Below are 13,884 nucleotides of genomic sequence, written 5' to 3' on the forward strand. Positions count from 1 at the left end.
GAACATCGGCTCGATGCCCGCCGTGCCCGCGCCCAGCGGCCGCAGCGCCGCGCCCGCCGCCGCCAGCACCCCGATCATCGCGATGGCCTTCGCGTCCAGACCGGTGTCGGCGATCGTCGCCACGACCACCGCCAGCAGCAGCGGCAGCAGCGCGGCGAACAGCCAGGGCGCGTCGGCGGCGTGGGCGGCGACACCGGAGTGCGCGGGCGCGAGGAGCGGCCAGGTGAACGCGGCGACGCCGATCGCGGAGACGAGGGCGAGGGCGGCGACCGAGCGCGGTCCGAGCCGGACGGCCCGTACGCGGGGTGGGCGGGGTCCGGTCATCGCGCCCCCTCCAGCGCCTCGCGCACCTGCGGCACGGTCAGCCACGGCAGCGGCGCGAGGATCTTCGCGACCTGCGGGGCGAAGGCCGGGGAGGACATCACGACCTCCGCCGTCGGCCCGTCCGCGACCACCTCGCCGTCGGCCAGGATGACGACCCGGTGGGCGAGTTCGGCCGCCAGCTCCACGTCGTGGGTGGCCAGCACGATGGCGTGGCCGTCCGCCGCCAGCTCGCGCAGCACCCCCGTCAGCCGTGCCTTCGCCGCGTAGTCCAGCCCGCGCGTCGGCTCGTCCAGCAGCAGGAGCGGCGGGCGGGCGGTGAGGATGACGGACAGTGTGAGGGCGAGCCGCTGCCCCTCGGACAGATCGCGCGGATGGGTGTCGTCCGCCACCTCGGGCAGCAGATCCGTGACCAGCGCCCGGCAGGTGCCGGGCGCGGCCCCCGCGTCCTCGTCGGCGGCCGCGCATTCGGCCGCCACCGTGTCCGCGTACAGCAGATCGCGCGGATCCTGCGGTACGAGGCCCACGTGGCGCAGGAGTTCGGCGGGGCGGGTGCGGTGCGGAGCGCTGTTGTCCGGGCCGATGCCGATCGTCCCGGCGGCCGGTTCGTGCATCCCGACCAGGGCGGTGAGGAGGGTCGACTTCCCTGCCCCGTTGCGGCCCATCAGCGCCACCGTCTCACCGGGCCGCACCGACAGGCTGACGCCGCGCAACGCCTCGACGCGCCCGTGCCGTACGGACAGCCGCTCGACCTGCCCGGCCGGTGCGCCGTCCTCGTGCGGTGTACGCGGCGCGGGTGGCGTGAGCGGAGCCAGCCGCTCCCGAAGCGCCCCCGCCTTGCGGCGCGCGTCCCGTACGGACAGGGGGACGGGGGCCGTCCACCCCGCGAGGCCGCCCAGCGCCACGACCGGCGGCTGTACGGGCGAGACCGGCATGATCTCGGCCGGTTCGCCGACGACGGGCGGCGCGCCCGGGGCGGGCAGCAGGATCACCTGGTCCGCGTACTGCACCACCCGCTCCAGACGGTGTTCGGCCATCAGCACGGTCGTGCCCAGGTCGTGCACCAGCCGCTGCAACACGGCCAGCACCTCTTCCGCGGCGGCCGGGTCGAGCGCCGAGGTGGGCTCGTCCAGGACCAGCACCCGGGGGTGGGTGGTGAGCACCGACCCGATCGCGACCCGCTGCCGCTGCCCGCCGGAGAGCGTCGCGATGGGCCGGTCGCGCAGCTCGGCGAGGCCGAGGAGGTCGAGGGTCTCCTCGACGCGGCGGCGCATCGTGTCGGGCGGCAGGCCCAGCGACTCCATCCCGTAGGCGAGTTCGTCCTCGACGGTGTCGGTGACGAAGTGGGCGAGGGGATCCTGGCCCACGGTGCCGACGACGTCGGCCAGTTCGCGGGGCTTGTGGGTACGGGTGTCCCGCCCCGCGACCGTGACCCTGCCCCGCAGGGTGCCCCCGCTGAAGTGCGGCACCAGCCCGGAGACGGCACCCAGAAGTGTCGACTTGCCGACTCCGGAGGGGCCGACGAGCAGGGCCAGCTCGCCCTCCGGAACGGTGAGTTCCACCCCGTGGAGGGCGGGCCGGGCGGCGCCGTCGTAGGTGACGGACACCTGCTCGAAGCGGATCACTGCGTGACCTCCTGGTCTTCGTACGGCACGGCCGGGGCGACGAACGCCGGGAGCAGGCCCAGCAGGACGCCCGCCGCCGGCCACAGCGGCAAGTCCGGCGCGGTGAGCGGAACGGCGGGCGGGTTGAGCGACTCCGGTGCGTACGAGGCGGCCCAGATCATCAGCGCCGCGACCGCCACCCCCGACCCCGACACCAGCCAGGCCCGCACGCCCCAGCGGTCCGGCCGGTAGCGGCTGCGGACCGACCGGCGCCCGCCCAGCCACAGCCCGCCCAGCGCGGCGGCGAGCCCGGCGAGCAGCAGCGGCAGTCCGTACGCCGCGCCCTGCGCCGCGAGCAGCCCGTACGTACCGCAGCACACGCCGAGCAGCCCGCCCAGCGTCAGCGCGGCCGTCGTACGGCGCACCGCGGGCGGGACCTGCGCGGTGCGGCCGTAACCGCGCGCGTCCATCGCCGCCGCGAGCGCCACCGATCGTTCCAACGCGCCCTCCAGCACCGGAAGTCCCACCTGGAGCAGCGCCTTCACCCCGCGGTCGGGACGGCCGCGGAGCCTGCGCGCCGCGCGCAGCCGCTGGACGTCCGCCACCAGATGCGGTGCGAAGGTCATCGCCACGACCACCGCCACGCCCGCCTCGTACAGCGCGCCCGGCAGCGACTTGAGCAGCCGCGCCGGGCTGGCCAGCGCGTTCGCCGCGCCGACGCAGACCAGCAGCGTGGCCAGCCTCAGCCCCTCGTACAGCGCGAACACCAGCCCCTCGGCCGTGACCCGCCCCCCGATCCGCACCCCCTGCGCCCAGTCGGGCAGCGGCACTTCGGGCAGCGTGAACAGCACCCGGGTGCTGGGGATCGGCGAGCCGAAGAACAGCGCGAAGAGCAGCCGGATCGCCAGCACGACCAGCCCGAGCCGCAGAAACGCGCCGTACGAACGCGCCCAGGGCGCATCGGTACGGCGCACCGCCACCACATACCCCGCGACCGCGACGATCAGCCCGAGCAGGAGCGGATTGGTGGTACGCGAGGCGGCCGTGCCCAGCCCCAACGCCCACAGCCACCACGCCCCGGCATGCAGCGCGTCCCCACGGCGCGGGCCGGGACTACGGTGCGTGCGCGGCCGGTTGGGGCCGACGATGCCGCGTTCCCGGCCGACGGCGCGGCCGATGGCGCGGGTGGCCCCCGCCTCGCTGCCGGGGTGGTCGCTGCGGCGGGTGCCGCGGGTGGCTGTTGCCGGGGACGCGCCCGCGCCGTCAGGGCCGTCGATACGGTACGGGCGCGATCCGTCAGCGCTCGCCGGGCGGGCCGCACCGCGCAGCGCGCCCGCCGCCCGCGCTCCGACGGCGCGGAGCCCCGCCCGAGCCCGCTGGATACCGAGCGCCATCCGCGCCTGCCCCGCGCCGAGGGCCGCCCGGGCCTGCCGCACGCCGAGCGCCGCCAGGGCCTGCCCCGCGCCGAGTGCTGCGCGGGCCTGCCCCGCGCCGAGTGCTGCGCGGGGCCGCCCAGCACCGAGCGCCGCCCGGGCCCGTCCGCCGGGCGCCGTCCGGGCGCCGAGCGTTGCCCGCGCCTGCCTCGCGCGGGGTGCCGTCCGGGCCCGTCCTGCGCGGAGTGCCGCCCGGGCCTGCCTGGCGCGGAGTGCCGCCCGCGCCCGTCCCGCACCGAGCGCCGTCCGGACCCGTCGCACGCCGAGCGCTGCCCGCGCCAGCCCAGCACCGAGCCCCGCCCGCGCGCGTCCCGCACCGAGCGCCGCCCGGGTCCGTCCGTCGCCAAGCGCCGACCGGGGCGGCGGCCCAACCGCCCCCGCGCCCCCCGCCGTGTTCACGTCCGGCGGCGGCGGGTCTGCCACGCCGCCGCGGCGCCGAGGGCGACCACGACGGCCGCGCCGCCGATCAGTCCGGCCGACGGGCCGCCGTCGCTCCCGCCATCGTCGTCCTTCCCCGCGGTCACCGCCTCGCCGCAGCCCGACTTCGGGTAGCCCGCGATGGCGCACAGCAGCGCGGAGGAGTTGTAGCGCAGCGGCTTCGCGACCGCCGCCAGCGCCTCCCCGGCCGTCGCGTCCCCGCCCACCCGCGCGCACGCGGTACGGGACTTCGGTGGCGTACGGCCGTCCGGCGCGTCCCGCGGGGTGCCGAAGTCGAGGACGACCGCGATCCGCTTCGTGCCGCCCTTGGCGGGCGTAGCGTCCGCGTCGCAGATCGCGTCGAAGCGGGCCGCGCCCCGCGGCTCGGCGGCGTCCCGGGAGTCCTCGCTGACGGCGAAGCGGAAGCCGATCATGTCGCCGTCGTCGGGCCGGGCCGCGGAGGGGCCCTGCGCCGCGTACGTCCAGCCGCCGCCGTCGCCGCCCTGCTGCCAGAACGACCAGTAGCGGTACCCGTCGGCCTGCGCGGACGCGGCACCGGCGAGCACGGCCACGAGCGGCAGCACGAGGGCGAGCGACAGCCGGATCACCGCACGGCCGCCGACCATCAAAGCTGCTGCCTCTTACGGCCGCTGAGCAGGAAACCGATGCCCATGCCCGCGACCGCGCAGCTGCCGACGATCCACCAGACGCTGCTCGTCCCGCCGTTGTCGTCGTCCTTCGCGCTCTTCTTCTCCGACGCCTGGTCCTCGACCGGCTTCGGGCCGGTGGCGTTGAGCTGCTGTACGAGGTCGACGTCGCCGAAGTGCCGCGGGTCCCCACCGGCCGCGTGCGCCGCGAGCACCAGCTTGGCGAGCGCGCCCGGGTCGCCCTTCGCCCAGGCCGCCGCGCCGCTGTCCTTGCCCTGGAGCCACTGCAACGGCCTGGCCGCGGCCGCACTGTGCTCACCCGCGGCCAGCGCCATGATGGCGTCGGCGGTGGCGCCGAAGTCGGGCTGGGCCTTGTCGGCGCCGGGCGTCGTGGACTTCAGATGCATGCCGTTGTCGGACATCGTGGTGGAGAGGTAGGCGAGCGCGGCCTCGGAGGCGTCCTCCGGCGCGCGGTCCGCGTCGCCGCCACCCTCGCACGCCAGCAGCTCGGGCTTCTTGTCGTCGTCCTTCCCCACCGGGTCGAAGGCGAAGCCCGAGCCCCGGGTGGCCAGCGCCGCGCTCACGGTGGCCAGATCGTTGGCGGCGGGCTTGCCCTTGCCCGACGTGTACGCGAACGCCCCCCGCTGCCCCGCCTTCGCCGAACAGTCCAGCTGGAGCCCGAGCAGCGCGTCGTACGGGGTCTTGCCGCTCGCCGCGGACGCGACCTCCATCGGATCCATTCCGGCCGCGGCGAAGGCGCCGACCGCGACCGACGTGGAGTTGGCGTCGCTGGTGCCGCCGGGGTTCATGCCCCAGCCGCCGTCCTCGTTCTGGCTCCGCTTGAGCCAGCCGATGCCCTTCTCCACCGCCGACGAGCGGCCGCCCACCGCGGCCAGTGCCTGTATGGCGGCCCCGGTCGCGTCCGTGAACTCGCCCTTCTTCGGGTCGCACGCCTTCCCGGTGGCCGCCCGGTACGCGGCGAAGCCGCCGTCCGCGCACTGCTGCCCGGCGAGCCAGTCGACGGCCGACGCGGCCGGTTTCACCCCCACCGAGTCCTGCGCGAGCAGCGCGAGCGACTGCCGCCAGACCCCGTCGAACTTGGGGTCCTTCGTGCCGTACAGCCCCTCCGGACGCTTGCCGTCATCGGCGGAAGCGGCGGAAGCGGCCGACGCGGCGGTCGCGGCGGTCGCGGCGGGAGCGGCCGTCGCGCACAGGGCGGCGGAGATGGCCAGAGCCGCGACGCTGCGGCGTACGTTCATGGCTGGGGTGCCTCTCGATCAGGGGCGTGACGCAGCCACGCACGGCCGCCCACCCGCGCGCGGACCACTCCGCCGCGCCGATGGCACCGGGCTCAGCTCCGCATCCCACGACGGTGCCGCCGCCGGACACCCGGACGGCGGGAGCCTCCTGCGTCGCGCCCGCCCAGGTGCTCCGGCTCACACGGCCCGGCGGGGCGCGTGCTCACGGTTGCGGGTCAGCGCCGGACTTTCACCGACTTCCCCTGATCGAACGCGGATGAAGTTCTCCCGCCCACTTTAACCGGACGCATCAACCCCCCGCGTCGCTGCCGCCGCCCCCGCCCGCCTCGACGAACCGCGCGAGCTTCGCGAGCGCCATCCGCATACCCGTCTCGTTGTCGGCGGCGGGCACGGCATCGGGGATCCCCTCGTGCACGACGAGGACATCGGTGCCACCGCCCGCATCGGTGAGCGTGGTCGTCATCGTCATCGTGCCGCGCAGCGCGGGGTCCTCGGCCTCGAACTCGATCGCCTCCACCACCTGCTCGTCCGGTACGAGCTTCACGAAGCGGCCGTGGTACGTATCGGTGTGCGGGGCCGACTTGCCGGTGCCGGTCGGCACGTCGTAGGTGAGCGAAACGCGGAACCCGCCGCCCTCGCGGGCCTCGAACTCGTGCACACGCCCGCTCATACCGTCCGGCACCCGCCACGTCGCGATCGCGCGCCCGTCCACCAGCGCCTGGTAGACGGCCGCCCGCGAAGCCCGCACATGCCCGGTGACTCTCGTGGTGTACATGGGGCGAACGTAGCGCCTTGCTACCCGTGATCGGCCGGATGCCGTCTGTTCGCGGGTGCGTGAACGCCAATACGCTGTGCGACCTTCGCGTGCTGGGGGGCTCATGAACGGTCTCCGTACGGTCCTTGTCTGCCTTGTGATCGCGTGTGCCACGTTGGTGTCGCCGTCGGTGTCGCCCGCCGCGGCCGTGACGCCGAGTTGGTCGGCGCTGCCGGTGCCGGCGGCGGCCCCGCCGGTGACCGTGTCCGATCTCGCCGCCCGCGGGCCGAACGAGGCGTGGGCGACCGGGTTCGAGCAGGACGCCGATGGACTGCGGCCGATGCTGTACCGGTGGGACGGCACGGCGTGGAGCCGGGACACCACCTTCCCCGGCGCCGGTGAGCCGGGCCGGCTCGGCACGGTGCGGTTCGTCGGCACGGAGGTGTGGATCTTCCACAACCGCGCGGGCGAGGGGGAGATCCTGCGCCGGTCGGCGCGAGGGTGGAGTGCCGTCCCGCTGCCGCAGACGCTGTGGACCTACCAGGACTTCACCGCGGTACCGGGTGCCGCGTGGGTGGTCGGTGAGGACGGCACCGGGCTGAAGGTGTTGCGCTACGACGGTTCCGGCTGGACCACGCAACCCACCCCGGACGGTGTGCTGTTCCTGATGGGGATCACCGCGCGTACCGCCACCGACGTCTGGGCCTGGGCGGACACCAGCACCGGGACCACCCTCCTGCGCGGGGACGGCACGGCGTGGCGGGACGCGAAGGTGCCGCTGCCGCCGAACAGCAACGTGCACACGATCCTGCCCGAACCGTCCGGCCGGGTCACGATCGGCGGCAGCCAGTTAACCGACGGCGTGGCCCGCACCTACCTGATGACCTGGAACGGGCACGCCTGGCGCACCACCTACCCACCGCTGGGCGACACCTCCACCGAGGCCATGGTGCGCGGCCCGGACGGCGCGCTGTGGCTGCCGGTGCGCAGCGACCGCGCGTTCCAGTCGAAGTACGCACGGGTCAACGGTCCCCGCACCACCTTCTCCTACGGCCCGGAGCGCACAGGCGCGATCGACGTCAAACCGCGTGCAGTGACGAAGGCCGGGTCCTCGCTGCTGTCCTTCGGGACCGTCGAGATCTACGGCTCGAAACCGAATCTGATGAGTGAGCGGCTAGGGGGCTGACCATGGCACGCCGACTCTTCGTCGCGGCGCTCGCCGTCGCCCTGACCATCGTGACCCTCATGAGCTCGGCCGCGGCGGACACCCCGTCCTGGCAACACGTTCCGGTCCCGGCACAAGTACGCCCCCAGGCCGGGCTGAACGAGGCCGTGGCGTTCGGGCCGGACCGGGCGTGGGCGGTGGGCGCCGACGCCGTCGGCCGCCAGGCGCCGGGCTTCCCGCTGGTGCTGCGCTGGGACGGAACCGCGTGGCAGCGCCAGAGCCTGGCCGGGATCGGCTGGCAGGGAGAGCTGCTGTCCATCGCCGCGACCTCACCGACCGAGGTCTGGGCGGTCGGCCGCGACTCGGCGGGCGGCGCCCGCCTGCTCCGCTTCGACGGCAGCGCCTGGTCCGAGAGCGGGCCGCCGAGCGGTGTCGTGCTGACCAAAGTCGTCGCCGGGGGCGGTGAGACCTGGCTGATCGGTTCGCGGGACGGCGCGCAGGTGTTGCTGCGCCGGGACGGGGGCGGCTGGCGGGACGTGCCGGTGCCGCCGGGACTCGTGTACGGCCTGCACATCCTGGCGGCCGACGACGTCTGGGCCGCGGGCGCCACCGACGCGGGTGCGGCCGTGGCGCACTGGAACGGGCAGGCGTGGCAGCAGACGATCGTGAACGGGTTCCCGCGGTCGGCCGTGGGCAGTGTGGTGGCGGTCTCGCCGACGGAGGTGTGGGCGGGTGGCACGGCCGGGTTCATCGGCGGCCCGGCGGGCAAGCCGATCCCGCCCCTGCTGGTCCGCTGGGACGGGCAGGCGTGGAACCGGGTGACCATGCCCACCGACTTCGGCGGGATCACCTCACTGGTGCCCGACGCGTCCGGCTCGCTGGCCTGGGTCGCGGTGGCCCGCTCGCAGAAATGGGGCCCGCCGGGCAGCTCTCCGCCGCTGGTCCCCGGGCCGGACTTCCTTGCCTGGAACGGCCAGTCGTTCACCGAGTACGGCGAACCGGCGGTGGCCGGGGAGGGCGACTCCCGGACGCTGGGGCTGGCGCCGGTGCCGGGCACGGAGACGGTGTGGTCGGTCGGCCGCGCCGACGGTCCCGAGGGCACCTTCGCCCCGCGCGTCCTGCGGTTCGGCTGAGTTGACGAACGGGGCTCGCTCACCACACCGAGTCATTTATAGCGGGCTGGTGGCGAACTCGCGGGGAGGGCGTCGCGTGGGGTCAAGTGGCGTTGATGCATCAATCTGGCTTGATGTATCTTCGGCGTATGGGATTCCGCCCCTGGGACGTGACCGTCGCTCCACCCGAGTTCATCCGGCTGTCTGCGCATCCGCTGCGCTGGAGGCTGCTGGCGGCACTCGCCGACGGCGACTATCGAGTCCGTGAACTGGTGGAACGTGTCAGGGAGCCGCAGAACCTGGTTTCGTATCACCTGCGGCTGCTGCGCGACGGTGGTCTGGTCACCGCCAGGCGCAGCAGCTTCGATGGTCGGGACAGCTACTATCGCCTGGACCTGGAACGTTGCGCTGAGGCGCTGGCGGCCAGCGGTGCCGCCCTGCACCCGGCGTTGCGCCAGGCCTCCGCACCGCCGCCTCGTCCGGTCGTCGGGGCGGGAGCCCGCCGTACTGCGGTGCTCTTCGTGTGCACCGGCAACAGCGCCCGCTCGCCGATCGCTGAAGCCCTGCTGCGCCACCACACCGCCGGCCGCGTAACCGCGGCCAGTGCCGGCACCAGCCCCAAGCCGCACCTGCACCCGCATGCCGTCCGGGTGCTGCGCGAGTCGTTCGGCATCGACCTGTCCGGTCGGCGTACCCAGCACGTGGACGACCTGGCCGGTCGCCGCTTCGACCACGTGATCACCTTGTGCGACAGGGCTCGTGAGGTCTGCCCGGAGTTCGGCCCGCGGCGGGTTCACTGGAGCATGGCCGACCCTGGTGCGGCCGGTGACACCGGCCAGGCCGGCTATGCGGCCTTTCAGCACGCGGCGGCAGACATAGACACCCGTATCAAGCACCTGATGCCGGTCCTGAACACCCCCGAGACCGTTGCGAGGTCCGAGTCATGACCACTCACGACGAATACGTCAGCGTCCGCTACCTCGTCGATGACGTGCAGGCCGCCACCGACTTCTACACCACCCACCTCGGTTTCACGCTGCACTCCAGCGCCGCCCCTGCCTTCGCCGACGTGATCCGTGGCCGGCTGCGGCTGCTGCTGTCGGGCCCGGCGAGCTCGGGCGCCCGGGCCACCCCGAAGGAGGCTTCCGTCGCGGGCGGCAACCGCATCCATCTCACCTTCGACGACCTCGATGCCGAGATCGCTCGGCTGCGCGGCGCCGGTGTCTCCTTCCTCAGTGAGGTCGTATCCGGTCCCGGAGGACGCCAGATCCTGCTGGCCGACCCGGCAGGCAACCTCATCGAGCTGTTCCAGCCCGCTAGCCCAGCTCACAGCGCCGGGCAGCCCTGACCAGGCGCGACGCTGACCGCTCCCTCAACTCCAGCACCGCGGCGCGCTGCGGGCCTGCCGCCCTCGTGGTGCGCGGTGGTGCGTGGCGGCTCATCCGTGTCGTCCGATACAGGTGTCGTAGAGGCGTGCTGGGCGCCTCGGCAAGGAGCCAGTGCATGACCAGTGAGGCGACGGCGGATGCCGCGGACGGCGAGCGGGAGCCGGGGACGCCGTGGGTGGGACTGGGCGTGATCGCCCGCGAGTGGGGCCGGATCGGCTGTATCGGCTTCGGCGGGCCGCCGACCCACATTGCACTGCTACGGCAGTTGTGCGTCCAGCGCCGGGGATGGATATCGGCCTCGGAGTTCGAGGACGGGATCGCGGCGACGAATCTCCTGCCAGGACCGGCCTCCACTCAGCTGGCGATCTTCACCGCGTGGCGGCTGCGCGGTATGCCCGGCGCGCTGGTCGGCGGGGTGTGTTTCATCGTGCCGGGGCTGGCTCTGATCCTGGCGCTGGCCGCACTGTTCCTGGCCGGGGATCCGCCACTGTGGGTGCTTGGGGCCGCCGCCGGAGCCGGGTCCGCGGTGGCGGCGGTCGCGGTGCAGGCGGCTCGAGCCCTGATGCCGGCCAGCTGGAAGCGGGCGGGCGATCGACGCGCGGCGCGGGCGAGGTGGGTCGGCTACACGCTGGCAGGTGGTGCGGCGGCCGCGCTGGCGGGCCCGTGGATGGTGCTGGTGTTGGTGGCCGCCGGCCTGGTGGAGATGGGCGTGCGCACCCGCCCCGCGGTGCCGGGCCCGAGGGGCGGGGCAGCGTGGCCGGTGCCGCTCGCCCTCGCGGCCCCGGCGGCAGGTGGGCTGGGGGCGCTGGCGTGGGTGGCGTTCAAGGTCGGGGCGCTGTCGTACGGCGGCGGCTTCGTGATCATCCCGCTGATGCAGGCGGATGCGGTGGACCGGTACCACTGGATGAGCGACGGGCAGTTCCTCAACGCGGTCGCCCTCGGCCAGATCACCCCTGGACCGGTGGTGCAGACGGTGGCCGTGGTCGGTTACGCGGCCGCCGGGCTCGCCGGCGGGCTGCTGGCCGCCGCGATGGCCTTCGCGCCGTCGTTCCTGCTGGTGATCCTCGGCGGCTCCCGCTTCGATCAGCTACGCAGCAGTGCGGCGGTGCAGGGCTTCTTCTCCGGTGCCGGGCCAGCGGTGATCGGTGCGATCGCCGGATCTGCGATCCCTCTGGCCCTCGTGCTGCACGGCTGGCAGTTCGGCGTGCTGGCCGCAGCAGCCGTCTGGCTGCTGGGGCTGCAGCGGGGGGTGGTGAGCGCCCTGCTGGGAGCAGGCGCGCTCGGGATCGCAGCCGCGCTGGCCGGCTGGCCGGCCACCTGATCCGTCCTTGCCACCGCGAAGTCGGCAACCGCTGCCCGGCTGTCAGCGGCTGGGCGGGGAGACCAGACCGGATTCGTAGGCGAAGACCACGAGTTGGGCCCGGTCGCGGGCGTGGAGTTTGGTCATGGCCCGGTTGATGTGGGTCTTCGCGGTCATCGGGCTGATCACCATGTGGTCGGCGATCTGGCTGTTGGACAGGCCCCGTGCGGCCAGGGCGACCGCTTCGCGTTCGCGGCTGGTCAGCTCCTCCAGCGCGGCGCCGGTGGTGGGGAGCGGCTGGGTGACGTACCGGTGGATCAGCTTGCGAGTGATGGACGGGGCGAGCAGAGCGTCGCCGCGGGCGGCTACCCGTACGGCGTGCAGGAGGTCCTCCGGCACGATGTCCTTGACCAGGAACCCGGCGGCGCCGGCGCGCAGCGCGTCGAAGACGTATTCGTCCATGCCGTAGTTGGTCAGCATGACGACGCGCACGCCGGCCAGGGCCGGGTCCGCTGCGAGGCGCCGGGTCGCCTCGATGCCGTCCATGAGCGGCATCTGGATGTCGATGAGTGCGACGTCGGGCAGATGCTCCTTGATGAGCACCAACCCCTCTTCGCCATCGGCGGCTTCGGCCACCACCTCGATGTCGCATTCGAGGTCGAGCAGCGCGCGGAAGCCGCTGCGGATGAGTGGCTGGTCGTCGACCAGCAGGACACGGATCATGATGCTCGTTCCACAGGGAGGTGGGCCTGGACGGTGAAACCGTGCTCGGTGCGCGGCTGCGCGCGCAGCCGGCCCCCAAGGGCGGTGACCCGTTCGCGCATGCCGAGTAGCCCGAGGCCGGGGGCCGGGGCGTCATCGGGGGTGGCCTTGCCGTCGTCGTCCACCTGGATGGACAGCGCGTCGGGCCGGTATTCGATCCGGACCGCCGCGGTGGTGGCACAGGCGTGCCGGGCAGTGTTGGTCAGCGCCTCCTGGACGATGCGGTAGGCGGTCCGGCCCACCGCGGCCGGTACGGTGTGCGGTTGCCCTTCGACCGTCAGCGTCGCGTCCAGGCCCATCGAACGGGCGCGCTCCACCAGTTCCGGTACGTGTTCGAGGCTCCGCGGCGGCCTCGTGTCGTCGTCGCGTAGGGCCTCCAGAGTCGCGCGCAGTTCCCGAGTTGCCTCCCGTCCGGCCTTCTGGATCGCCAGCAGCGTCTCGGGCACCTGCTCGCCGCGCCGGCGGGCGACGTGGACAGCGACCTCGGACTGCACCTTGATGATCGAAATCTGGTGGGTGAGGGAATCGTGCAGCTCCCGCGCGATGTGCAGCCGCTCCTCGTCGGCGCGGCGCCGAGCGGTCTCCTCCCGGGTTCGCTCGGCTTCGTCCGCCCGCCGCTCGGCCTGCCGCAGCGCCTCCCCGGCGGCAAAGGCGGCGATCAGCCAGGCGATTTCCAGTACATTCCGGGCCTGCGCGAACGCCTCGCGCGCCGGCCCGTCACGGAAGACCAGCGCCGTGAGAGGGAGGACAACGAGCAGAGACACGGATGCCGCCACCGTCAGGGCACGGTGCCCGGCCCGCACGGCGCCGTACACCGCAACCAGATACGAGACAGCGAGCACCTCAAAACCCGCCGCCTCATACCCCACCGCGCACAGGCCGGTGACAGCCAGCAGGGCAATCGGAGCCCTACGACGCGCGACCAGCGCCAGACCGCCCGCCGCCAGCAGCACGGCGCCGACCAGCTCACGCTCCCCAGCGGGGTGCTGCCCGGACAACCCCGTTCCCAGCAGCAGTGCCGCCACGCTGATGGCGATCACCCAGTCCATGGCACCGGCCGGGACACGAAAACGCCCTGTGTCCATGCGCGCACCCTAGCCGGACCCCGCTGCGGGCGAGTCCCGCCCACGGACGAGCGACCGGCTACCGCACCCGCGGTACTCGTCCGCCGCCTGCCGCATGCGCAGCAGCCAACTGCCATGCCGACGGCACTCCGAAAAGACCGCACCCGCCGGACGACCAACAGTGCGGTCGGCAGGCACGCTCAAGGCCCAGCGACACCGCGGAATTCCCCGCGCACGAAGGAGGAGAGTGGCATGAGCGCAACAGGTATCCTGACGGTGGCCGCCGAGGGCGGAGCCATCGGCGACGGGCGGACGGGGGCCAACCTGGCCTTGGGCGTAGGCCTGATCGGCGTGGCCATCGGCTGGCTGGCCCTGACCCGCGCCACCGGCCGCATCAGCACCGGCAACGCGCGTACCGGCGCCATGGCAGCCATGGCGGTGGGCCTGGTCTGCACGGCCCTCGCGGCGCTGCATCTGGCCACCTCCAGCGGTGGTCCCGGCACCGGCAACGGGATGGTGGGGGCCATCGCGGCCATCCCATTGGGGCTGATCGCCATGATCCTCGGCAGGCGCGCTCTCACCCACTCCCGACGCACTGAGCGGACCGCAGACCGCTACGAACACGAGCGGGAGTTCGGGCCCACCTCATAGGCACCAC

General features: G+C 73.9%; 13 protein-coding genes and 1 pseudogene. 6 read left to right on the top strand and 8 right to left on the bottom strand.

Annotation, left to right across the window (positions count from 1 at the left end):
* The 6 genes and pseudogenes from SSOG_RS31720 to SSOG_RS31745 form a co-directional block, all read right to left on the bottom strand.
* A pseudogene (locus SSOG_RS31720) lies at window positions 1-369 on the bottom strand (ECF transporter S component); the annotation flags it as partial.
* Window positions 321-1,946, bottom strand: coding sequence for an ABC transporter ATP-binding protein (locus tag SSOG_RS31725; protein ID WP_039939158.1), 1,626 nt, complete (start codon window positions 1,944-1,946; stop codon window positions 321-323). The pseudogene SSOG_RS31720 and the gene SSOG_RS31725, both read right to left, overlap by 49 nt.
* On the bottom strand, window positions 1,943-3,073 hold the full coding sequence (locus SSOG_RS31730; protein ID WP_050800370.1) for an energy-coupling factor transporter transmembrane component T: 1,131 nt from the start codon (window positions 3,071-3,073) through the stop codon (window positions 1,943-1,945). The genes SSOG_RS31725 and SSOG_RS31730 overlap by 4 nt, the downstream gene beginning before the upstream one ends.
* A gap of 680 nt (window positions 3,074-3,753) precedes the next feature.
* Entirely contained in the window at window positions 3,754-4,401 is a 648-nt protein-coding gene (locus tag SSOG_RS31735) for an SCO2322 family protein (protein WP_039939159.1), read from the bottom strand.
* Window positions 4,401-5,681, bottom strand: coding sequence for an SCO2321 family membrane protein (locus tag SSOG_RS31740; protein ID WP_009718358.1), 1,281 nt, complete (start codon window positions 5,679-5,681; stop codon window positions 4,401-4,403). Before SSOG_RS31740 ends, SSOG_RS31735 begins: the two co-directional genes overlap by 1 nt.
* 289 nt (window positions 5,682-5,970) lie before the next feature.
* Entirely contained in the window at window positions 5,971-6,456 is a 486-nt protein-coding gene (locus SSOG_RS31745) for an SRPBCC domain-containing protein (RefSeq protein WP_009718359.1), read from the bottom strand.
* A gap of 103 nt (window positions 6,457-6,559) precedes the next feature.
* Between SSOG_RS31745 and SSOG_RS31750 the strand changes: the two genes are divergently transcribed.
* The 5 genes from SSOG_RS31750 (at window position 6,560) to chrA (ending at window position 11,421) form a co-directional block, all read left to right on the top strand.
* Window positions 6,560-7,621, top strand: a complete 1,062-nt coding sequence (locus tag SSOG_RS31750) for a hypothetical protein (RefSeq protein WP_039939160.1) — start codon at window positions 6,560-6,562, stop codon at window positions 7,619-7,621.
* A gap of 2 nt (window positions 7,622-7,623) precedes the next feature.
* Window positions 7,624-8,733 (top strand): hypothetical protein, encoded by a 1,110-nt coding sequence (locus SSOG_RS31755; RefSeq protein ID WP_009718361.1) that lies wholly within the window; start codon window positions 7,624-7,626, stop codon window positions 8,731-8,733.
* Between the two features lie 128 nt (window positions 8,734-8,861).
* Entirely contained in the window at window positions 8,862-9,659 is a 798-nt protein-coding gene (locus tag SSOG_RS31760; protein ID WP_039939161.1) for an arsenate reductase/protein-tyrosine-phosphatase family protein, read from the top strand.
* Window positions 9,656-10,060, top strand: a complete 405-nt coding sequence (locus tag SSOG_RS31765; RefSeq protein ID WP_009718363.1) for a VOC family protein — start codon at window positions 9,656-9,658, stop codon at window positions 10,058-10,060. The genes SSOG_RS31760 and SSOG_RS31765 overlap by 4 nt, the downstream gene beginning before the upstream one ends.
* A 155-nt stretch (window positions 10,061-10,215) precedes the next feature.
* Window positions 10,216-11,421, top strand: coding sequence for a chromate efflux transporter (chrA, locus tag SSOG_RS31770; RefSeq protein ID WP_050800034.1), 1,206 nt, complete (start codon window positions 10,216-10,218; stop codon window positions 11,419-11,421).
* A 42-nt stretch (window positions 11,422-11,463) separates the two neighbouring features.
* On the opposite strand, the gene SSOG_RS31775 is transcribed toward chrA, so the two are convergent.
* Entirely contained in the window at window positions 11,464-12,123 is a 660-nt protein-coding gene (locus SSOG_RS31775) for a response regulator (protein ID WP_009718365.1), read from the bottom strand.
* Window positions 12,120-13,247, bottom strand: coding sequence for a sensor histidine kinase (locus tag SSOG_RS31780; protein ID WP_039939162.1), 1,128 nt, complete (start codon window positions 13,245-13,247; stop codon window positions 12,120-12,122). The genes SSOG_RS31775 and SSOG_RS31780 overlap by 4 nt, the downstream gene beginning before the upstream one ends.
* A gap of 231 nt (window positions 13,248-13,478) precedes the next feature.
* On the opposite strand from SSOG_RS31780, the gene SSOG_RS31785 reads away from it, so the two are divergent.
* The gene (locus SSOG_RS31785) at window positions 13,479-13,877 is read left to right on the top strand and encodes a DUF6223 family protein (protein WP_039939163.1); all 399 of its coding nucleotides are present in this window, start codon (window positions 13,479-13,481) and stop codon (window positions 13,875-13,877) included.
* Window positions 13,878-13,884: the final 7 nt, after the last annotated feature.

The sequence above is a fragment of the Streptomyces himastatinicus ATCC 53653 genome (assembly GCF_000158915.1).
Classification (GTDB): domain Bacteria; phylum Actinomycetota; class Actinomycetes; order Streptomycetales; family Streptomycetaceae; genus Streptomyces; species Streptomyces himastatinicus.